The 21,695-nt window shown below is 32.0% G+C and carries 18 protein-coding genes; 14 read left to right on the forward strand and 4 right to left on the reverse strand.

Annotated elements, in window-relative coordinates; genetic code table 11:
• Positions 1–15: 15 nt before the first annotated feature.
• The 11 genes from FNW38_RS09690 (at position 16) to FNW38_RS09740 (ending at position 13,122) form a co-directional block, all read left to right on the forward strand.
• Entirely contained in the window at positions 16–1,182 is a 1,167-nt protein-coding gene (locus FNW38_RS09690) for an N-acetylmuramoyl-L-alanine amidase family protein (RefSeq protein WP_144066683.1), read from the forward strand.
• Positions 1,183–1,232: 50 nt separating this feature from the next.
• Positions 1,233–2,198 carry an MlaD family protein gene (locus FNW38_RS09695; RefSeq protein WP_143387837.1) on the forward strand — a complete coding sequence of 322 codons (966 nt, stop codon included), beginning with the start codon at positions 1,233–1,235 and terminating at the stop codon, positions 2,196–2,198.
• 4 nt (positions 2,199–2,202) lie between these two features.
• On the forward strand, positions 2,203–3,534 hold the full coding sequence (locus tag FNW38_RS09700) for a (Fe-S)-binding protein (protein ID WP_143387838.1): 1,332 nt from the start codon (positions 2,203–2,205) through the stop codon (positions 3,532–3,534).
• 103 nt (positions 3,535–3,637) lie between these two features.
• A complete protein-coding gene (locus FNW38_RS09705; RefSeq protein ID WP_143387839.1) occupies positions 3,638–4,084 on the forward strand; it encodes an LNS2 domain-containing protein in 447 nt (148 codons plus the stop codon).
• 74 nt (positions 4,085–4,158) lie between these two features.
• Positions 4,159–4,950: a (Fe-S)-binding protein gene (locus FNW38_RS09710; protein ID WP_143387840.1), complete on the forward strand. Its 792-nt coding sequence runs from the start codon at positions 4,159–4,161 to the stop codon at positions 4,948–4,950.
• 63 nt (positions 4,951–5,013) lie between these two features.
• A complete protein-coding gene (locus FNW38_RS09715) occupies positions 5,014–5,496 on the forward strand; it encodes an ABC transporter ATPase (RefSeq protein ID WP_143387841.1) in 483 nt (160 codons plus the stop codon).
• 13 nt (positions 5,497–5,509) lie between these two features.
• The gene (locus FNW38_RS09720) at positions 5,510–8,503 is read left to right on the forward strand and encodes a glycoside hydrolase family 3 N-terminal domain-containing protein (protein WP_143387842.1); all 2,994 of its coding nucleotides are present in this window, start codon (positions 5,510–5,512) and stop codon (positions 8,501–8,503) included.
• Positions 8,504–8,667: 164 nt separating this feature from the next.
• Positions 8,668–9,276: a phosphatase PAP2 family protein gene (locus FNW38_RS09725; RefSeq protein ID WP_143387843.1), complete on the forward strand. Its 609-nt coding sequence runs from the start codon at positions 8,668–8,670 to the stop codon at positions 9,274–9,276.
• A 129-nt stretch (positions 9,277–9,405) separates the two neighbouring features.
• A complete protein-coding gene (locus FNW38_RS09730) occupies positions 9,406–11,430 on the forward strand; it encodes a heavy metal translocating P-type ATPase (protein WP_143387844.1) in 2,025 nt (674 codons plus the stop codon).
• Positions 11,431–11,506: 76 nt separating this feature from the next.
• Positions 11,507–12,640 carry an N-acetyl-alpha-D-glucosaminyl L-malate synthase BshA gene (gene bshA / locus FNW38_RS09735; RefSeq protein ID WP_143387845.1) on the forward strand — a complete coding sequence of 378 codons (1,134 nt, stop codon included), beginning with the start codon at positions 11,507–11,509 and terminating at the stop codon, positions 12,638–12,640.
• A gap of 53 nt (positions 12,641–12,693) precedes the next feature.
• Complete coding sequence (locus FNW38_RS09740) at positions 12,694–13,122, forward strand: protease complex subunit PrcB family protein (RefSeq protein WP_143387846.1); 429 nt, start codon at positions 12,694–12,696, stop codon at positions 13,120–13,122.
• A gap of 52 nt (positions 13,123–13,174) precedes the next feature.
• Here the strand turns inward: FNW38_RS09740 and FNW38_RS09745 are convergent, their stop codons facing one another.
• Positions 13,175–13,681, reverse strand: coding sequence for a porin family protein (locus FNW38_RS09745; protein WP_143387847.1), 507 nt, complete (start codon positions 13,679–13,681; stop codon positions 13,175–13,177).
• A 518-nt stretch (positions 13,682–14,199) separates the two neighbouring features.
• On the opposite strand from FNW38_RS09745, the gene aroC reads away from it, so the two are divergent.
• From aroC to FNW38_RS09760, 3 genes are all read left to right on the forward strand, one after another.
• On the forward strand, positions 14,200–15,264 hold the full coding sequence (gene aroC / locus FNW38_RS09750) for a chorismate synthase (protein ID WP_143387848.1): 1,065 nt from the start codon (positions 14,200–14,202) through the stop codon (positions 15,262–15,264).
• A 68-nt stretch (positions 15,265–15,332) separates the two neighbouring features.
• Positions 15,333–16,613, forward strand: a complete 1,281-nt coding sequence (locus FNW38_RS09755; protein ID WP_143387849.1) for a dicarboxylate/amino acid:cation symporter — start codon at positions 15,333–15,335, stop codon at positions 16,611–16,613.
• Between the two features lie 474 nt (positions 16,614–17,087).
• On the forward strand, positions 17,088–19,307 hold the full coding sequence (locus tag FNW38_RS09760) for a response regulator (protein WP_143387850.1): 2,220 nt from the start codon (positions 17,088–17,090) through the stop codon (positions 19,305–19,307).
• Positions 19,308–19,389: 82 nt separating this feature from the next.
• Here FNW38_RS09760 and FNW38_RS09765 read toward each other — a convergent pair whose 3' ends face one another.
• From FNW38_RS09765 to FNW38_RS09775, 3 genes are all read right to left on the reverse strand, one after another.
• Entirely contained in the window at positions 19,390–19,587 is a 198-nt protein-coding gene (locus FNW38_RS09765) for a hypothetical protein (RefSeq protein WP_143387851.1), read from the reverse strand.
• Between the two features lie 149 nt (positions 19,588–19,736).
• On the reverse strand, positions 19,737–20,213 hold the full coding sequence (locus FNW38_RS09770) for an Hsp20/alpha crystallin family protein (RefSeq protein WP_143387852.1): 477 nt from the start codon (positions 20,211–20,213) through the stop codon (positions 19,737–19,739).
• 175 nt (positions 20,214–20,388) lie between these two features.
• Positions 20,389–21,642 (reverse strand): DEAD/DEAH box helicase, encoded by a 1,254-nt coding sequence (locus FNW38_RS09775; RefSeq protein WP_143387853.1) that lies wholly within the window; start codon positions 21,640–21,642, stop codon positions 20,389–20,391.
• Between the last annotated feature and the right edge of the window lie 53 nt (positions 21,643–21,695).

Raw genomic sequence — 21,695 nt, forward strand, 5'->3', positions numbered from 1 at the left:
TTAACTTTTAGATTTATGCGTATCATATATAAAATAAAAATAATATTCATTCTACTTCTAACGACAGTTTCTTTTACAACGTATAGCCAATCCAATATATTTAGAGTAACCTTAGATGCGGGTCATGGAGCACATGATTTTGGTGCCGTATATGAAGGTCGTGTAGAAAAGAATATTGCTTTGGCTGTAGTTTTAAAAGTGGGGAAGATATTAGAGGCTACACCTAAAATTAGTGTTACATATACGCGAAAAACGGACGTATTTATTGATTTAATTGAAAGGGCAAATATAGCCAATAGATCTGACGCTAATATTTTTGTATCGATTCACTGTAATGCAAACAGAAATACTGCAGCTGATGGTACCGAAACTTATGTTATGGGTATGAATAAAGTAGCTTCTAACCTTGAAGCCGCGAAAAAAGAGAACTCTGTAATTACTTTGGAAAAAGATTACAAACAAAAATACGAAGGATTCGATCCTAACTCTCCAGAAACGATGATAGGAATGACTTTGATGCAAGAGGAATATTTAGACAACAGCATTTCTCTTGCAAGTAAAATTGAAGAAGAGTTTGCTGATTTAGGTAAAAAAATTAGAGGAGGAGGAGTTAAACAAGCCCCTTTTATGGTACTTCATAAGGCCTATATGCCAAGAGTATTAATAGAAATGGGATTTATTTCTAATTCTATTGAGGGAAATACTTTAAATTCGGAGGAAGGTCAAAATGAAATCGCTAAAGCCATTGCAGATGCTATTGTAAGTTATAAGAGCGATTATTATGGAAATGGAGAAACTGAGATTTTTGATGAAAAACCATCACAGAAAATTATTGATAAGCCAATAAAAGATACTTCATCTCCGGTAAAGCCTAAAGTAAATTTAAATTCTTCGGAAGTTAAAAAAACAATAAAAAACGCAGATAATTCATCGGCTTTATTCAAAGTGCAACTTTCTGCCAGTGTTAGAAAAGTGGAATTAGCGCCTAAAAATTTTAAAGGATTGAAAAATATTTCTGTAGCATATGATAACAGAGTCTACAAATACATGTACGGAGAAACTCCGGATTATGATGAGGCAAAAAAGCAATTGCAGGAAGCAAAAGAAAAAGGATATGATTCGGCTTTTTTAATTGCATTTAAAAATGGAGAAAAAATTAGTATTCAAGAAGCACTTAAATAATAATAACAAGTTAAAATATTTTATATTAATTTTGCACAAACATTTATATTTTGAAAATAACAAGAGAAATTAAAACTGCTATATTAGTCATTGCATCTATTTTATTATTCATTTGGGGCTACAGTTTTTTAAAAGGAAGGGATCTTTTTACAAATTACAAAACATTTTATGTAGAATATGAAAGTGTAGAAGGATTAGCTACATCGGCACCTGTAACACTAAACGGCTTGGTTATAGGTAAAGTAAACAGTATTACAATAAATGAAAATACAGGAATATTATTGGTTGAATTACAATTAAAAACGGATTTCCCTATATCTAAATCCAGTACCGCTTCTATTTATGAGCCTGGATTTATTGGTGGAAAACAAATTGCAATCAATCCGAATTTTAATGATAAAACCCTAGCTGTTGATGGTCAAAAATTACAGGGAACCACAAAATTAGGACTTACTGATAAAGTTGGGGATAAATTAGCTCCTCTTCAGGAAAAATTAGAAAAGATAATGGCTAACACAGATAAACTATTATCAGGTATTAACAATGTTTTGGATAAAAACGGGCAAGAAAATTTGAAGGTTAGTTTAGCCGAGTTAAGTAAGACTATTGAGCAATTTCACAAAGCTACCGTAAGTGTTAATACATTATTAGATGATAATAAAGCTAAAATAGAAGGAGCTGTAACGAACTTTAATAAAATATCAGGTGACTTTTCTAAAATATCTGATTCATTGAGCAAAGCAGATCTAGGAAAAACTGTAAAAAATCTAAATAAAACGTTAGCTAGAGTTGATGGTATTATGAGTGGTTTGGAATCAGGAAAAGGTTCTATGGGTAAATTATTAAACGATGAGGCTTTTTATGAAAATATAAAAGCAACAACCAGAGAATTAGAATTATTATTGCAAGATATAAGATTGTCTCCAACAAGGTATGTTAATGTTTCTTTATTTGGAAAGAAAAATAAACCTTATGTTGCACCGATAAATGATTCTATAATAAAAGAAAAAAACTAACAAAATGAGCTATTTAGACAATATATTGTTTGCCATATTATTAGCTATTGGGTTTGGTTATTTTTATATTAATGTGAAAAAAATCATTCGAAATATAAATCTTGGTGCAGCCATAAACCGAAAAGACAACGCTAAAGCACGTTGGGAAAACATGGCTATGATTGCACTTGGTCAATCTAAAATGGTAAAAAAACCTGTTGCAGGTGTGCTTCATATTATTGTTTATGTAGGTTTTGTAATCATCAATATTGAGTTGTTGGAAATAATTATTGATGGTCTTTTTGGTACTCATAGAGTTTTTGCTTTTTTAGGGACTTTATATAATGTATTAATTGCCTCATTTGAAATATTGGCACTTTTAGTTTTAGTAGCTGTTTTTACTTTTTGGATTAGAAGAAATATAATCAAATTGCAACGATTTTCAAGTACGGATTTGAAAGGTTCTCCAGAAAGGGATGCTAATTATATTCTTTATTTTGAAGTTGTTTTGATGGTATTGTTTTTATTAATGAATGCTTCCGATTTGCACTTACAAAACATACCCGGTGGCTTTTCTCATTTTATCAAAGCAGGTTCATTTCCAATAAGTCAATTTATAGAACCATTGTTTAACGGAATGTCAAATGAATTAGTGATGCTTCTTACAGAAATATTTTGGTGGTTGCATATTACGGGTATTTTGATTTTTATGAACTATCTGTATTTTTCAAAACACTTACATATATTATTGGCATTTCCTAATACCTATTTTGCAAATTTAAACCCACAAGGTCAATTTGATAATCTGGAATCAGTTACTAAAGAAGTGAAAATGATGATGGATCCTAACGCTGATCCATTTGCGGCAGCACCAGTTAACGAAAACGAAGTACCAGGTAAGTTTGGAGCAAGTGATGTTCAGGATTTAAATTGGGTACAATTATTGAACGCTTATACCTGTACTGAATGTGGTCGTTGTACCTCTTCTTGTCCTGCCAATATAACAGGGAAAAAATTGTCCCCTCGTAAAATAATGATGGATACAAGAGATAGACTGGAAGAAGTAGGACGAAATATTGATGCCAATAAAGGTATTTTTGTACCAGATAATAAATCATTATTGAACGATTATATTACACCAGAAGAGCTTTGGGCTTGCACTTCCTGTAATGCATGTGTAGAGGAATGTCCGGTAAATATAAGTCCTCTATCTATTATTATGGATATGCGACGCTATTTAGTAATGGAGCAAAGTGCGGCTCCAATGCCAATAAATGCGATGATGAGCAATATAGAAAATAACGGGGCACCTTGGCAATACAATCAGCAAGACCGATTGAATTGGAAAAACGAGTAGACGCTATTTATTACGTCTAGATTAAAATAAATAGGCTTCTATAAAGCGGTTAGGAGTTTTTTTATCATTTTTTAGACAAAGATAAATTAGAAAAAAACGTAAGATGAACACAGAAGATTTAGACAAAAAATTAGTCGAAGCAACAGAAAATGGACAACATATAAGTCCAATACTTCCAGAGGGTGTAAAAAATTATTTGATTGATATTGATGGTACAATTTGTGATGATATTCCTAATGAAGAACCAGAAAGAATGGCAACTGCCGAAGTATATCCTGACGCATTAATTACATTGAATAAATGGTATGATGAAGGTCATATTATTTTCTTTTTTACTTCAAGAACAGAAGCTCATAGAGAAGTTACTGAAGAATGGCTGAATAGATTTGGATTCAAATATCATGGAATGGTAATGGGAAAACCAAGAGGAGGAAACTACCATTGGATTGATAACCATTTAGTAAAAGCAACTCGTTACAGAGGAAAATTTACTGATTTGGTTGATAAAGAGGTTACTATTCAAGTTTTTGACGACGGTCAACACGAATAGATCACAGATGTTAGATTTCAGATTTCAGATTTTAAAACTTGAAACTTTGAACTTTAAACTTTAAACAAAAATATATGTCAGAAAGTTTGATAGTGCCAACTATGGCCGAAATGTTAGCTCAAGGTAAACAACCAGAAGTTTTGTTTTGGGTAGGTTGTGCAGGAAGTTTTGATGATAGAGCAAAAAAAATTACCAAGGCATTTGTACGAATTTTAAATCGTACAAATGTCTCTTTTGCAGTGCTTGGTACAGAAGAAAGTTGTACTGGCGATCCAGCCAAAAGAGCGGGTAATGAGTTCTTGTTTCAAATGCAAGCCATGATGAATATTGAGGTTTTAAATGCATATGAAGCAAAAAAAATTGTTACGGCTTGTCCGCATTGTTTTAATACGCTCAAAAATGAGTATCCTGAATTAGGTGGAAAATATGAAGTAGTTCATCATACAGAGTTTTTAAAATCTTTGTTGGATGATGGAAGATTGACCATTGAAGGAGGACAATTTAAAGGAAAACGAATTACTTTTCATGATCCTTGCTATTTAGGAAGAGCCAATAATGTATATGAAGCGCCAAGAGATTTGATTCTTAAATTGGATGCCGAATTAGTAGAAATGAAACGTTCTAAAGCAAACGGATTATGTTGTGGTGCTGGTGGTGCCCAAATGTTTAAAGATGCCGAGCCTGGAAACAAGGAAGTCAATATTGAAAGAACTGAAGAAGCATTAGAAACAAAACCAGAAATAATCGCTGCTGGTTGCCCTTTTTGTAATACTATGATGACTGATGGTATTAAAAATAAAGAAAAAGAAGGCGAAGTAAAAGTAATGGACATTGCCGAATTGATTGCCAATGCCCAAGATTTGTAATAAAGTATTGATTCAATATTTATTACTTTTTTATTTAAAATTCACAATTTATAATTAAATATCATGTACGTTCCATTTGAAAATTTACCCGAAGAATCCAAAATCTGGATTTATCAATCGAACAGAAAGTTTTCGGATGCCGAATTTTCCGAAATTGAAACTGCCTTGCAATCTTTTCTTGAGGCTTGGGCGGCTCATGGTACCAGTTTAGAATCGTCCTACCAATTAAAATACAACCGATTTATTATTATCGCTGTAAATCAAGATGTTCAGGCTGCAACGGGTTGTTCTATAGATTCCTCTGTAGAATTTATTCAAAGTTTAGAACAAAAATACAGTGTAGATTTATTGGATAAAATGAATGTGACTTTCAAATTAGGGGAGCATATTGCGCACAAGCCTCTTATTGATTTCAAAAAGATGGTAAAAGATAAAGCAGTTACTGAAAATACTATAGTTTTCAATAATTTAGTTAATACTATAGAAGAATATAATGAATCCTGGGAAGTTCCTGCCATGGACAGCTGGCATAGTCGCTTTTTTTAAACAAAATAGTTCAATGAAAAAAATAGGCATCAAAATCGTTTTTTTTTATGTCTTATTTCTTTTTGTTGCTACTAGTTGTGTTGGTACAAAAATTAATAAGAATAAAGTAATTTTAACCAACGTTCCGTCCAAAACAGAAAATTTGGACAGTATAAATTCAAGTAATACACCAAAACTTTTTGAATTGTCACCCGAAGGTAATAAGTGGGTCGATAGTCTCTATAATGCTATGACTTTAGAGGAAAAATTAGGGCAGTTATTTATGGTTGCCGCTTATTCTAATAAAGATACCGTACACTTCAACGCAATTGATAAACTGATACAGGAAAACAAAATTGGAGGATTAATTTTCTTCCAAGGAGGTCCGGTTCGTCAAGTAAAACTTACTAATCGTTTTCAATCTAAATCAAAAATCCCATTGTTTATTGGTAATGATGCGGAATGGGGTTTGAATATGCGACTTGATTCGACCTCTAGATATCCATGGAATATGACTCTTGGAGCCATTCAGGACATGAAATTGTTAGAGAAAGTTGGTGTCCAAATGGGCAAACAAAGCAAGCGATTGGGATTACAATTTAATTTTGCTCCAGTTCTCGATATCAATACGAATCCCAGAAATCCCATTATAGGTTTTCGTTCTTTTGGTGAAGATAAATTCAAGGTTACTGAGCGAGCTATAGCTCTAATGAAAGGAGTTCAAAGCCAGGGAATATTTTCGACTGGTAAGCATTTTCCGGGGCATGGCGATACTGAAATTGATTCTCATAAGGGATTGCCAACGATTAATTTTTCTAAGGAAAGATTAGAACAAGTAGAGTTTTACCCCTATAAAAAAATGTTTCACGAAGGACTTTCCTCAGTTATGGTGGCACATTTAAATGTACCTAGTTTAGAGATAAGGCCTAATTTTCCTTCTTCAATTTCCTATAATGTGGTAACCAATATTCTTCAAAAAGAATTGGGATTCAAAGGACTTATTTTTACCGATGCTTTGAATATGAAAAGTGTAAGTAACTTCAAGTTGCCTAGCGAAATTAATTTTGAAGCTTTTATGGCTGGAAATGATGTATTATTATTTCCTGAAAATGTTCCGATAGCAATTGAAAAATTTAAACTTGCTTATTCGGCTAATTTATTTTCAGCCGAAAGATTGGCTTTTTCTGTAAAGAAAATATTAAAATTCAAATATAAAGCGGGTTTAAACTCTTATAAACCTATTGCAACAGATAATTTATATAACGATTTAAATTCATCTGAAAATGATGCTTTACAGTATGAATTGTATGAAAATGCAGTTACAGTTCTAAAAAATACGGCTTCTGTTTTACCAATAAAAAGTTTGGACAAACAAAAAATAGCTTACGTAAAAATAGGAGATGATAACAATGATGCTTTTGTTTCGACTTTGAAGAAATACACCGAAGTAACTGTAATTGCAGATACTAATCTGGATAGTTTACAAGTAAAATTACAACCGTTTACAACTGTAATCATTGGATACCACAAATCGGATGTTGCTTTTAAAAACGAGGATTTAAAATCAAATGAATTATTTAAGATAAATTTTTTAGCCAAAAATAATAATGTAATTCTGGATGTTTTTGCCAAACCATATTCATTATTACCTTTTGCAAATTTTGATGCTATCGAAGGATTGGTCGTTTCCTATCAAAATAGTGCTATTGCACAAGTCGTTTCGGCAGAATTAATTTTTGGAGCGATTGAAGCTAAAGGAAAATTACCGGTTTCTATCAATTCAAGTTTCAAAGTAAATGATGGATTAGTAACCGAAAAATTAAATCGATTAGGATTCACAACTCCTGAAAATGTAGGAATGAATTCTGCAATTTTGTCAAAAATTGATGGCATCGCCAATAAAGCGATTAATGCTAAAATGACACCGGGAATTCAGGTTTTGGTAGCGAGAAACGGGAAAGTGATCTATCAAAAATCGTTTGGACATCATACCTATGATAAAACTTTGAAGGTTCAAAATTCAGATATTTATGATGTTGCATCGTTGACAAAAATTTTGGCTACTTTACCTAATGTGATGCTGCAATACGATCAGCAGAAAATAAATTTAGAAACGACATTAGGATCTATGTGCCCTATTTTTAAAGATTCGAATAAGCAAAATATCAATTTCAAGGATTTATTGTCTCATTATGCCGGGCTTGCTGCAGGGATTCCATTTTATAAAGCAGCCATTGACAAATCGAAATCTTCTGAAACTTATTTTAGAAAGATTCCTGATAGTCAGTTTTCTAAGCAATTGGGAGATAGTCTTTTTATAAGAAATGATTTTAGCGACACGATTATGAAAATGATTGTTAAAAGTAAAGTATCATTGAAAAAAGAATACAAATACAGTGATCTTACTTTTATGATTTTGAAAGATTATTTAGAAAAAACGACGGGTAAAACATTAGATGTTTTAATTCAAGAGAATTTCTATCGCTCACTCGGAATGAATAATTCCAGTTTCAATCCATTAGCTAAATTTGATAAAAACAGAATTCCTCCAACAGAAACAGATACGTATTTCCGTCGTCAACTTTTGCAAGGTTATGTCAATGATTTGTCGGCTGCATTAGAAGGTGGAGTTTCGGGTCATGCCGGAGTTTTTTCGAATGCCATGGATGTGGCTAAAATAATGGAGCTTTATTTGCAAAAAGGAAGTTACGGTAATCAGCGGTATTTTTCTGAAAAAACATTTGAAGATTTCAATACGTGTTATTTTTGTGCTGCAGGGAATAGGAGAGGTGTTGGTTTTGATAAACCACAATTGGGTATTGAAGGACCTACATGCGGTTGTGCTTCGATGACAAGTTTTGGGCACACCGGTTATACAGGAACGATGGCTTGGGCTGATCCTGAAACTAAAATCGTCTATGTATTTTTATCCAACAGAACTTTTCCAATTGCTGCCGAAAATAGATTATCTAAAGAAAACATTCGTGAAGATATCCAGAAGGTGATTTATGAAGCGATTGTAAACTAGCGCAATTTTGACGGAATAATTAGGCTATAGTCCAAATGGAATTAGGAAACAATTTCATTTGGACTATTTCTATTAAAATGGCTTTTGTGAATTTTATTTGAAGTATTTAGTTCCAAATTTTACCGTGTATTATATTATATTATATTTGATATAAAAAGAGTTTAATGAAAAATAAAAAGAAGGTTTTTGCAAAAGTGAATTTAATTGTGTTGCTTTTTTGCATGACTTTTGTAAGTGCCCAAAATATTGATATAAATACTTTACGGGATATTAATGTAGATAGAAATAAAAACTTAGGTCCCACTTTTAAGTTAGTAACTAATAGTGCGGTTCCATTCAGTGTTGCAACTCCCCTTATTATTTACTCCGTTGGATTAATAAAGAAAGATAGTACAATCAAAAAACAGGCGATTTTTATTGGTGAAACATTTTTAGTGAATGCATTTGTTACCATTGCATTGAAACATACTATAAAAAGGAACAGACCATTTGAAACCTATCAAGATATTGACAAAGCAACAACGTCACTGGGTGATTCATTTCCTTCAGGTCATACTTCTTTAGCTTTTGCAACAGCAACATCATTGAGCATAGTATATCCCAAATGGTATGTTATTGCACCATCTTTCGTATGGGCAGGAGCAGTAGGATATTCAAGGATGCATTTGGGTGTCCACTATCCAAGTGACGTTTTAGCAGGAGCAATTATTGGCAGTGGTTCAGCTTATCTTAGTTATAAAATGAATAAATGGATTAATAAAAAAAAGATCTGAAAAAGACAAGTAGTAGTAAGTTAATATTATCATTTAAAAAAAATAAAAGTAGAAAATAAAAATATTTAATTACACAATAAAATGTCTGAATATTATCATTAGTAAGTATTAAGAATAAAATTATTTAAAATGATACACAAACATAAAGACGAAGCTGGCGGCAAACAATCGTGCTGTGCTTTAGACGAAAAAACGGATACTAAAACAGACGATGATGTGGGATGTTGTTCTTCTCATGGCGAGCCGGAAAATCACTCTGATGACGGACACGATCATGACCATTCAAACTATAGCCAAAGTGTTTTTGGAATGTTTGTACCTTCAATAATAAGTTTAGTAGTATTGCTAATTGCGTTACTATTTGATAATTTTTTTCCTCAATCCTGGTTTAGCGGTTGGATTCGAATTGTCTGGTATATTGTTGCTTATATTCCTGTGGGTTTGCCCGTATTGAAAGAAGCTTTTGAAAGTATACGCAAGGGCGATATTTTTTCGGAATTTTTTCTAATGGGTATTGCTACAATTGGTGCATTTGGGATTGGTCAATATGCGGAGGGCGTTGCTGTAATGTTATTTTATTCTATTGGAGAATTATTCCAGATGTTAGCGGTGAAGAGAGCCAAATCAAGTATCAAATCATTATTGGATCAAAGACCTGATTCAGCAAATGTTGTTGAAGGCTTTGAAACCATTTCGAAAAAAGCGTCGGATATTGGCATTGGTGAAATCATTCAGTTAAAACAGGGTGAAAAATTAGCCTTGGATGGGAAATTGCTTTCAGATTATGCCACTTTCAACACAGCGGCATTGACAGGGGAAAGTAAACCAGATACGAAACGAATAGGTGAAATGGTTCTTGCCGGAATGATCAATCTCAACGCTGTTGCTCAAGTCGAAGTTACTGCTGTTTTTACGGATAGTAAATTGTCCAGAATTCTTGAAATGGTTCAGGAAGCCACAGCTAAAAAAGCAACTACCGAATTGTTTATTAGAAAATTCGCCAAAATTTATACTCCAATAGTTGTGTTTCTGGCTATCGGAATTTGTTTAATTCCATTACTATTTGTAGCTGATTATGTTTTCAAAGATTGGTTGTACAGGGCATTAATTTTCTTAGTAATTTCCTGTCCTTGTGCGTTGGTAATCTCTATTCCATTAGGTTATTTTGGTGGAATTGGCGCAGCCAGTAAAAACGGAATTTTAATTAAAGGCTCTACTTTTCTAGATATTTTGGCAACAATCCAAGTTGTGGTTATGGATAAAACAGGAACATTAACTAAGGGTGTTTTTAAGGTTCAAAAAGTTGTAGCCGTAGGAATTTCTGAAGCTGATTTAGTAAAATATACTGCCACAATTGAAACCAAATCGACACATCCCGTTGGTTCAGCAATAATTGAATATGCTAAGAATATTGTGAAAGATACTACAGTTACTGAGGTAAAAGAAATTGCCGGTCATGGAATGAAAGGGCTTGTTGATGGAAAGGAAATTTTGGTTGGAAGTGCCAAATTGATGAAAAAATTCAACATTAGTTATAATACTGAAATTGACACGATACCATTTACAATTATAGTAGTTGCCATCAATCAAAAATATGTTGGTTATTTTGTTATTGCCGATGAAATTAAAGAAGATGCAAAAGAAGCAATTCAGAGCTTACATAAATTAAATATCAAAACCGTAATGCTTTCTGGAGATAATCAGGCGATAGTCTCACTTGTTGCGAAAGAGTTAAATATTGATCAGGCTTTTGGTGGTTTATTACCGGAAGATAAAGTTCAAAAAGTCTCAGAACTAAAAGAACAGAATTTAAAAATAATATTTGTTGGCGATGGCGTAAATGATGCACCAGTAATCGCTTCGGCCGATGTAGGAATAGCAATGGGCGGTTTAGGAAGTGATGCAACCATTGAAACTGCAGATGTCGTAATTCAAAATGACCAGCCAACTAAGATTTTTACAGCGATAAATATTGGAAAGAAAACAAAACAAATTGTTTGGCAAAATATTGGTTTAGCATTTTCGGTTAAAGTCATTGTTTTAGTTATGGGCGCCGGTGGATTAGCCACGATGTGGGAAGCCGTTTTTGCCGATGTTGGCGTAGCGTTATTAGCGATTTTAAATGCCGTAAGAATTCAACGGATGAAATTTTAAGTTTGAAACTATTTAACTTAAATTTCCATAAAACCCATTCCTATTTTTATTAATTTCGTTTCATTAAAATACATACATGAAAATTGCAATAGTTTGTTATCCTACCTTCGGAGGAAGTGGTGTTGTCGCTACAGAATTAGGTCTTGAATTGGCACGACGTGGTCATGAAATACATTTTATAACCTACAGTCAGCCCGTACGTTTGGCTCTTTTAAATCCAAATGTACATTACCACGAAGTTAATGTTCCTGAATATCCATTATTTCATTACCAACCTTACGAATTGGCTTTGTCAAGTAAATTGGTTGATATGGTAAAGTTATATAAAATAGAATTACTCCATGTGCATTATGCCATTCCGCATGCTTATGCAGGCTATATGGCAAAACAAATGTTGAAGGATGAAGGAATTAATATTCCAATGGTAACAACGCTTCACGGAACTGATATCACCCTTGTTGGGAATCATCCATTTTATAAACCTGCTGTAACTTTCAGTATAAATAAATCTGATTTTGTTACTTCGGTTTCCCAAAGTTTGAAAGATGATACCCTTAAATTATTTAATATAAAAAATGAAATTGAGGTCATTCCTAATTTTATTGAATTAGATAAAAATGTTAATGATCCTACTATTGCTTGTCATCGTTCCATAATGGCAAAGGAAAATGAGCGAATAATAACTCATATAAGTAATTTTAGAAAAGTAAAACGAATTCCTGATGTGATTAAAATTTTCTATAATATTCAAAAAGAGATCCCCGCTAAATTGATGATGGTAGGTGACGGTCCGGAAAAAGAAAAAGCGGAATATTTATGTCAGGAATTAGGCATAGTGGACAAAGTGATATTCTTTGGTAATAGTAATGAAATTGATAAAATTTTAAGCTATACTGATTTATTCTTGTTGCCCTCTGAAACCGAAAGTTTCGGGCTTGCTGCACTAGAAGCCATGGCTTGGCGAGTACCGGTAATTTCGAGTAATTCGGGAGGCTTATCAGAAGTGAATTTTGAGGGTATTTCAGGATATTTGAGTGATGTGGGCAATACAGATGAAATGGCTCAGAATGCACTAAAAATTTTAAGAGATGATACAACTCTTGCTAAATTCAAAGAAAATGCACTATCAGTTGCAAAGAAATTTGACATTAAAAACATTTTGCCTTTGTATGAGAAATTATATCAAAAAGCGATAAATAAATATGCATAAGGTTACTTTTTTAAATGGACTCTTAATTTAATGTATAAAAATCAAAAAATAAAATGAAAAAATTACCACTGTTATTTTTTGGTATATTATTGGTTTCCTGTGGAGCTTCTACTACAAAAAGCACTGATAAAAGACCCTTGTTTGAAGTTTTGACCCAACAAACTGATGGAGGAGCAAGCATTCGCTTTTTTGAGATTCTTTCAGAGCCAAATGAAATTAAAATGTTGCAAAATGACGAAAATCTAAAAGATAAAATTAGTCCAAATGATATTCAGACTTCTAATTTCATTGTTTTAAATATGGGCGAAAAAACATCTGGAGGCTATTCTATAGGAATTGATAATGCAGTTGAAACAGATAAAAATATTATTGTTACTGTAAAAGAAACTAATCCTGAACCTGGCGGAATGGTTACACAAGCTTTTACAAATCCTTTTTGTGTAGTCAGAATAAACTCTAAAAAAGAGATTATTATTAAATAAAAAAACGCCACTATTTCTAGTGGCGTTTTAAGTATATTTATTTGGGTAAATATTAGAATTGGTATCTAAGACCTAAAGCAATATCAGAACCATAATTGTTTTCGTAATATCCATTTCCTCCAAACTCAGGTCTGAAATCTAATGAAATTAACAAAGGAATGTCAAAATTGTATTCAATACCAATATCTCCAGCAGCAAATACAAACGTTTCATTAAATGAATTGTTGTCATTGTCATCGTAATTGTAGCTTCCTACACCACCACCTACACCAGCATACCAGTTGAAACCACCATCAATGTTCCATACCCATTGGTACAAAGCTGCTAATTTTACTGCATTGTCATCAAAACCACTATTGTTGTAGTTACTTCTGTTTCTCCAACCTAAATCAAGTTCAAGTCTATTGTTGCTTCCTAATGCTCTTTGGTAAGAAAGTTCTCCACCAAAACCATTATTACCTCCTAAACGTAATCCCAATGCATTTTTCGATATGTCTTGTGCTTGTGCGGTAAATGCTAATCCAATTAACATTATTGCCGATAAAATAATTTTTTTCATAAGTAAGTATTTGTTGACACAAAGGTATACTTAAGTTACATATGAAGTTTATAAAATTTTACAGAAAAGTTATATAATTTACACTTTTTGCAATTTTTAAGATTTTAATAACGAAAATCAAATTAAAACATTTTGTTTAGAAAAATTGTTAAAGCAACCAATTGATTGTTCAATATGTCCACTATTTCAAAAGGGTTTTCTTCTACGTATCCGAGTAATTTTATAATTTTCAGCTCTTTTTTATTTCATTCTATGTAGTTAAGTTCTTAACCCAATTTTATAAATCCCTTAACGTGCTTATTATATAACGACTAATTTGACTTTTATTTTTTCAATAGATTATAATTCAAGTTTAATAAATTAATGTAATAACCTTTTAGATTAAAGGTTAAGAAAAGGTATTTAATGTTAATCCAATGGCAATAAATCCACATTTTTTTTAAAACTTTATCTTGAAATCTCGGGATAAAGTTTTAAACGTTGAACTAAAATAGTACTTTTGTTCAAAACTTAATATAATGGCAGGAAATAGCTACGGAACACTATTTAGAATAACAACTTTTGGAGAATCACATGGGGAAGCTTTAGGTGGAATAATCGATGGTTGCCCTTCTGGAATAACAATAGATCTAGAAGCAATTCAATTAGAAATGTCAAGAAGAAAACCAGGTCAATCGGCAATTGTTACCCAAAGAAAAGAACCGGATGACGTACAATTTCTATCAGGAATTTTTGAAGGCAAAACCACAGGAACACCTATAGGTTTCATAATTCCTAATACCAATCAAAAATCAGATGATTATTCCCATATAAAAGATAATTACAGACCAAGTCATGCTGATTATGTATATGAAAAAAAATATGGAGTGCGTGATTATCGTGGCGGTGGACGTAGTTCTGCTCGTGAAACTGCTAGTAGAGTAGTTGCGGGAGCTATAGCAAAACAAATGTTACCGGAAATCAAAATCAATGCTTACGTTTCTTCTGTAGGTCCTATTTTTTTAGAAAAACCATACCAAGAATTAGATTTCTCTAAAACGGAAAGCAACCCCGTTCGCTGTCCTGATGAAGCATCAGCTATAATCATGGAGGAATATATTCGTGATATTCGCAAACAAGGCGATACCGTGGGAGGAACCGTAACTTGCGTGATTCAAAATGTGCCTATTGGTTTAGGAGAACCTGTTTTTGACAAACTTCATGCTGAACTTGGTAAAGCAATGCTTTCTATAAATGCCGTAAAAGGATTTGAATTTGGAAGCGGTTTTTGTGGAGCCAAAATGAAAGGAAGTGAACACAATGATTTATACAACCCTGATGGAACAACTAAAACCAATCTTTCAGGTGGAATTCAAGGTGGAATAAGCAACGGAATGGACATCTATTTCCGTGTGGCTTTCAAGCCAGTGGCAACCATTATGCAAAAACAAGAATCACTGGACAATAAAGGAAATATCACTGAAATGACAGGAAAAGGTCGTCATGATCCTTGCGTAGTTCCCCGCGCAGTTCCTATTGTAGAGGCTATGGCGGCAATTGTTCTAGCTGATTTTTATTTAATCAATAAAACCTATATAAAATAGAATTGCATACTCAGTATTTTGACGAGCTAAATCCTGAGCCATAACCTTGAAATTAATATGCTAATTTAATGACTACAACCACAACAAAGAAACCATCATTTTTCTCAGGCCTTACAGGGCAAATTCTAATAGCAATGTTCTTAGGTGCTGTTTTAGGAATTATTATTCATAATTTAATTTCAGCAGAAGCTGCCCAATCCTTTAGCGGTAAAATAAAAATGCTGGCTACAGTTTTCATTCGATTGGTTCAAATGATAATTTCTCCATTAGTATTCACAACTCTAGTTGTTGGAATAGCTAAATTAGGAGATATCAAAGCGGTAGGTAGAATAGGTGGTAAAGCATTAGCTTGGTTTTTTACAGCCTCATTTATATCCTTGTTATTGGGGATGTTTTTTGTAAACATACTTGAGCCAGGTGTTGGACTTAATTTGACAAATGTTGATTTAGCTGCTGCATCAGAAGTGACCGCAAAAACTCAAAGCATATCTTTCGAAAACTTTATAGAACACATTGTGCCAAAAAGTATTTTTGAGGCAATGGCAACAAATGAAATTTTACAAATTGTTATTTTTTCTATTTTCTTCGGCTTAGCGGCAGCAGCTTTAGGGGACTATGTGAAACCAGTTGTAAATGCTTTAGACAAAACTTCCCATATTGTTTTAAAAATGGTGAACTATGTAATGAAATTTGCCCCAATAGGTGTTTTTGGAGCCATTGCGGGTGTATTTGCAGTAAGGGACTTTCAGGAATTAGCAATCACATACTTTAAATTTTTTGGCTCTTTCTTAATTGGAATTTCATCAATTTGGGTTGTGTTAATCCTTATTGGGTATATTTTTCTTAAAAGTAGAATGACCGTTTTACTTAAAAGAATTCTAGGTCCTATAATCATTGCTTTTGGAACAACAAGTAGCGAAGCCGTTTTTCCTAAGCTTACAGAAGAATTGGAACGTTTTGGAGTAAAAGATAGAATTGTTTCTTTCATGTTACCACTGGGTTATTCTTTTAATTTAGATGGGAGTATGATGTATATGACTTTTGCCAGTATTTTTATTGCTCAAGCGTATGGAATTGATTTGGATTTGGGAACACAAATGACGATGCTTTTAGTTTTGATGCTAACCAGTAAAGGAATTGCAGGTGTACCAAGAGCGAGTTTAGTAGTGGTAGCGGCAACATGTGGTATGTTTGATATTCCAATTGAAGGAATCGCTTTAATTTTACCAATAGATCATTTTTGTGATATGTTTCGTAGTGCAACTAATGTTTTAGGGAATGCATTAGCTACATCAGTTGTAGGACAATGGGAAGTTGAAGATGAGCATGAAATAGTAACATCGGAATAAATTAGATTAAATTTTTTTTATGACAGTCCGCAATATGTTCCAAAGGATAAAATATGGCGCACAGATGATTGTACGGATTGTACGGATTTTGCACAGATTTAAATAACAGTTTGATTCACCGAGTAAAAAAATCCGTGTAAATCGGTATAATCTGTACAATCATCTGTGGGCTAATATTTTCTTTATAAATGTACAAACGACGAAAATTGTATTCGAAATGATTTTAGTCCGCATTACGGATAGTCATAATTTTTTTTTATAAAAACAGTAAGCCTATTTGATTTTATCAGATAGGTTTTTTTTATTCATCTAAATTATTCACTCAAATTCTAAATGAGATTATATTTTTACTTTTTACATTTGATTTCTTGAAATCCATATTTTGGATTCAATTCTCGGGTTTTATGATATTATTAACAAACACAACTCTTTTCTTATTAATATATTGTATATTTGGCTCAAGAATAGCAACATATGTATCAAATCAGAATCGTTTTATTACTATTGACATTAAATATTTTTAATGTTAATTGTTATTCTTTAACTCCAACTCCCTCAAAAAAAGAAATTACAAAACTAGCAAAACAAGCGTCTAAATACTTGCGAGCTGCTAATTTTGAAAAATCTTTAATAACATCAAGACTTGTTTTACATCATGCTATAAATGCTAAGGATAATAATCTTGTTGCCAATTCCTATAATACAATTGCGGCAAATTATGAGAAATTATCAGAATATGATAAAGCCATTTTTTTTTATAAAAAAGGATTGTCATATGCTAATAAAACTGACAATGACACTATAAAAGGCTGGATAAACAATAATTTAGGAAATATATATTGTTTTGAAAAAAAACAATATAAAAAAGGAATAAATTATTATAAAAATTCATTAGATTACAGTAAAAAATTAGCTGATACAAGCCAGATTGTTTTGACAAAACTCAATATCACATGGGCTTATTTTGATATTGGTCTTTTTGATAAAGGTTTCCCATATTTAAAATTCATCAATAAATACCATGAAGAATATGGAGATGAAAGAACGATTGTGGCGTTAAATATGCTCAATGGAATGTATTATGGGTTTAAAGGGGAGTATAAAATAGCTACTTCTTCTTTTTTGAATGGTATAAAATTAGGAAACGAAGGAAATGATAAATCAGATTTATCATATACTCACCAAGAGTATTCAAAATATTTATTAAAAAACGGAGATTACAAAAAGGCATACGAAAACCTTGCTCTTTATAATAAAATTACGGAAGAACTCTTTAATAAAGAGATCCTTAAAAAGGCAAATATAGTGGGTATTAATCTCGAGTTAGATGAATATAAAAGAGAGATTGAGAAAATTGAAATTGAGAAAGATTTACAATATCAAAGTTTGAGAAAATCCAGAATCATCGTCCTATTGTTTGTCATTATATTAGGTGTTTTATTACTGCTGCTTTATACTTTGTATAAAAATAATAATTTCAAGAAAAAAAACAATAAAGAACTTTCTCTTGCTAATGACAAATTGGTTATTGCGAAAGAGAAGGCAGAGGAGGCATCAGTACTAAAATCACAATTTGTCTCTACTATAACCCATGAATTAAGAACTCCTTTATATGGAGTAGTAGGGATTACTAACATGCTGTTAGACGAGCATAAAGAATTGGCTAACAGTCCACATTTGAGTTCCCTTAAATTTTCAGCCAGATATTTATTGTCACTTGTTAATGATGTTCTTCAAATTAATAAAATTGAAGAAAACAGGATAGTACTTGAAAATTTGACATTCAATATCTCGGATGAGATAAATATGATTAAAAACTCATTATCATTTATTGCAAAGAATAATAATAATTTTATCATTGTCAATATAGACCCGGCAATTCCTGAATATTTAATCGGAGATAAATTAAGGCTTTCCCAAATAATTATAAATTTAGTAAGTAATGCTCTAAAATTCACCAAAAATGGAGAAGTATTTATTGATGTGAATTTGGAGAAAATTATTGATAAGTCACATTTTATCGAGTTTAAGATCAAGGACAATGGAGTAGGAATAGCCTTTGAAGATCAAGATAAGATTTTTGAAAAATTTGTTCAGGTTGGAAGAAAAGAAGTAGATTATCAAGGAACGGGTTTAGGATTATCTATCGTAAAGCGTTTACTTGGTTTATTTGGAAGTGATATTACGCTCGAAAGTGCAATAGGTGTGGGGACAGAATTTACATTTACAATTGCTTTTGAATTTGATCCTGAGAAAACCAATGAAATAATAAATAATATTCCAGTGGATTTATCTTCAAACAAACAATTGAAAGTTTTAGTGGTTGAAGACAATAAGATTAATCAAATTGTTACTGAAAAAATTCTCAAAAAAAACAATTACAAATGTACCCTCGTGGATGATGGATACCAGGCTATAAAATTACTTGAAGATGAAATTTTTGATGTTATATTAATGGATATCAATATGCCTTTAATTAATGGTTTTGAAACATCAAGAAGAATTCGTTTTAAAGGTATAAAAACTCCTATTGTTGCATTAACAGCATTTGATAAAGAGGAGATTATTGAAGAAGCTATTTCAGCCGGAATAGATGATATTATTGTAAAACCTTTTGACTCCGTTAAATTATTTAAAATCATCAATGTTTTACTATCAAAAAATAAAAACCACGATTTAACACCCGTTTTTTAGTTTTGATTTAGAAGATGATTGTATCACAATTTCATTTTAATATTGGTTCTATTTCATATAAAGTGTATGTACAACATGTTTTCTAAATAAAAAGCACTTCGTTTTCTTTGGAATACATTAGTAATAATAATGGATTTGGTGTTTTTTTATTTCCCGAAGCATCAACAAGAGTGATTGTTGTTTCAAATTTTGAATGAGTCAATTGATGCTCTTTATTTTGTATATTTTTGTAATCTATTAAAGATTGATCTTTTTTTGAAAAATATTTTGACGTCTTCATAATATCACTTTTTGATGTTATTTAAATTGTCTTTTAATAAAGTTGAGTAGGGAGGGAACTAATGATTCAAAATTAAAATCGTTAAACCAGTTGCTTAAAATGGTCCAACGATTTTAATTATTGTTTAATAAAAGATATTAAACAATTTTTTATTTGATAGCAATAGTTTTATGCGCTTTTTTCTTGGCGCCTTCTTTTTTAGCAATAACAATATGAAGAATTCCATCTTTGTAACTTGCCTCTATTTTACTTTCATCTATATATTCCGGTAAATTGAAAGATCTGAAAAAGGATTGATAATTAAATTCTTTTCTAATGTAATTATCTTTTTTTCTTGTTTCTTCTTTCTCCTCTTCTTTTTCTGAAGAAATCATAAGCATGTTGTTGTCAATTTCAACTTTGAAATCTTCTTTTTTCATACCTGGAGCAGCCAAATCTACTTCTAATTTATTCTCTGTTTCTTTTAAGTTTACAGAAGGTAAATTACTGCCAAGGGCTGTAAAATTTTTATCTGCCCAATCAAAAAGATCTCTAGATACAAAATCATCAAAAAATGTGTTCACTGACGGAAATAAGCCAGTATTAATCAAAGGGAATGAACTGTTTCTTTTAACTAAATTTTCCATAATTTTTAATTTTTAATGTTTAAATAAGTTAAGTCAAATTTAATGAAATTATTTGCTTTAAAATATTAATTAACACACAAAACGTTGAATGTAAGTGGATTAACGGCAAAATGCCTTTTTAACTAAAGTTAAAAAGGCATTTCTTACAGCGGAAAATTTAGTTTTGGAGAAGTTATTAATACCAGCGTTTCTTATTTTGTTTTGAAACCTCTGATTTTCTGGATTTATGCGCTCCACCACTTCGATTTGAATTTTTTTGCGCAGCAGCAGGGGCTGTTTCCGGACTTCCTGAATGCCAAGGATACGGATGATCATTTACTGTTTTTACATCCACTTTTATTAGTTTCTGGATGTCTTTCCAATAGGCATGTTCATCTTTACTGCAAAAAGAAATTGCAATACCTCCATTTCCTGCACGACCGGTTCTGCCAATTCTATGAACATACGTTTCAGGAATATTTGGTAAATCAAAATTAATTACAAATGGCAATTGGTCAATATCAATTCCTCGTGCTGCAATATCCGTAGCTACTAAAACACCGACTTCTTTGTTTTTGAAAGCGTCCAAAACGCGTTGTCTTGCATTTTGTGATTTGTCACCATGTATGGCTTCAGCGGCAATATTGTTTTTTCGTAATGCTTTTACAACATTATCGGCACCGTGTTTGGTTCTGGAAAAAACCAATACATCTGATAAATTTTCATTTTTAATTAAATGATATAGTAAATTTCTTTTTTCTGTTTTTTCAACAAAATAAACGCGTTGTTCTACATTTTCGGCAGTAGATGATATTGGTGAAACAGTTACTGTTGCAGGATCAGTTAGAAACATTTCGGCTAATTCTCTAATGGCAATTGGCATTGTTGCAGAGAAAAATAATGTTTGTCTATTCTTTGGCGTAAGCTTTACAATTTTTTTCACATCATTTACAAATCCCATATCAAGCATTTGATCCGCTTCATCAAGAACTAAAGTATGTAAATGATCTAAATCAATAAAACCTTGCTTGTGTAAATCAAGTAATCTTCCAGGCGTTGCTACCAAAATATCAACACCATTTCTTAAAGTATCAACTTGAGGATTTTGCGAAACTCCACCAAAAATGGTCAGTTGAGTCAAGTTGGTATATTTTCCATACGTATCAAAGCTTTGTCCAATTTGGACCGCTAATTCTCGGGTTGGAGTAACAACTAAAGCACGAATTTGTTTGGCTTTCTTTGAAGAACCTACAATTCGGTGTAATTGATGTATAATTGGAATAGCAAATGCGGCTGTTTTTCCTGTTCCTGTTTGTGCACAACCTATTAAATCGCGTCCTGATAATACTAGCGGAATAGATTGTTCTTGAATAGGAGTAGGGTTGGTGTAGCCTTGTTCAAATACGGCTTTTTGTATACTTTTTGAGAGCGATAAGTCTTCGAATAACATAATTTTGGTATTAAATATCTTGTATTAAGTACATAGATAGTTTTGCAAAGATA

It is taken from the genome of Flavobacterium gawalongense, assembly GCF_007097265.1.
In the GTDB taxonomy this organism is placed as follows: Bacteria; Bacteroidota; Bacteroidia; order Flavobacteriales; family Flavobacteriaceae; genus Flavobacterium; species Flavobacterium gawalongense.

Excerpts from the sequence above, each read along its gene's own strand:
- FNW38_RS09690 (WP_144066683.1), top strand. The coding sequence starts at position 16 with ATGCGTATCATATATAAAATAAAAATAATATTCATTCTACTTCTAACG.
- FNW38_RS09720 (WP_143387842.1), top strand. The coding sequence starts at position 5,510 with ATGAAAAAAATAGGCATCAAAATCGTTTTTTTTTATGTCTTATTTCTT.
- FNW38_RS09745 (WP_143387847.1), bottom strand. The coding sequence starts at position 13,681 with ATGAAAAAAATTATTTTATCGGCAATAATGTTAATTGGATTAGCATTT.
- FNW38_RS09710 (WP_143387840.1), top strand. The coding sequence starts at position 4,159 with ATGTCAGAAAGTTTGATAGTGCCAACTATGGCCGAAATGTTAGCTCAA.
- FNW38_RS09755 (WP_143387849.1), top strand. The coding sequence starts at position 15,333 with ATGACTACAACCACAACAAAGAAACCATCATTTTTCTCAGGCCTTACA.
- FNW38_RS09765 (WP_143387851.1), bottom strand. The coding sequence starts at position 19,587 with ATGAAGACGTCAAAATATTTTTCAAAAAAAGATCAATCTTTAATAGAT.
- FNW38_RS09740 (WP_143387846.1), top strand. The coding sequence starts at position 12,694 with ATGAAAAAATTACCACTGTTATTTTTTGGTATATTATTGGTTTCCTGT.
- FNW38_RS09760 (WP_143387850.1), top strand. The coding sequence starts at position 17,088 with ATGTATCAAATCAGAATCGTTTTATTACTATTGACATTAAATATTTTT.
- FNW38_RS09700 (WP_143387838.1), top strand. The coding sequence starts at position 2,203 with ATGAGCTATTTAGACAATATATTGTTTGCCATATTATTAGCTATTGGG.
- FNW38_RS09705 (WP_143387839.1), top strand. The coding sequence starts at position 3,638 with ATGAACACAGAAGATTTAGACAAAAAATTAGTCGAAGCAACAGAAAAT.
- aroC (WP_143387848.1), top strand. The coding sequence starts at position 14,200 with ATGGCAGGAAATAGCTACGGAACACTATTTAGAATAACAACTTTTGGA.
- FNW38_RS09730 (WP_143387844.1), top strand. The coding sequence starts at position 9,406 with ATGATACACAAACATAAAGACGAAGCTGGCGGCAAACAATCGTGCTGT.
- bshA (WP_143387845.1), top strand. The coding sequence starts at position 11,507 with ATGAAAATTGCAATAGTTTGTTATCCTACCTTCGGAGGAAGTGGTGTT.
- FNW38_RS09725 (WP_143387843.1), top strand. The coding sequence starts at position 8,668 with ATGAAAAATAAAAAGAAGGTTTTTGCAAAAGTGAATTTAATTGTGTTG.
- FNW38_RS09775 (WP_143387853.1), bottom strand. The coding sequence starts at position 21,642 with ATGTTATTCGAAGACTTATCGCTCTCAAAAAGTATACAAAAAGCCGTA.
- FNW38_RS09715 (WP_143387841.1), top strand. The coding sequence starts at position 5,014 with ATGTACGTTCCATTTGAAAATTTACCCGAAGAATCCAAAATCTGGATT.
- FNW38_RS09770 (WP_143387852.1), bottom strand. The coding sequence starts at position 20,213 with ATGGAAAATTTAGTTAAAAGAAACAGTTCATTCCCTTTGATTAATACT.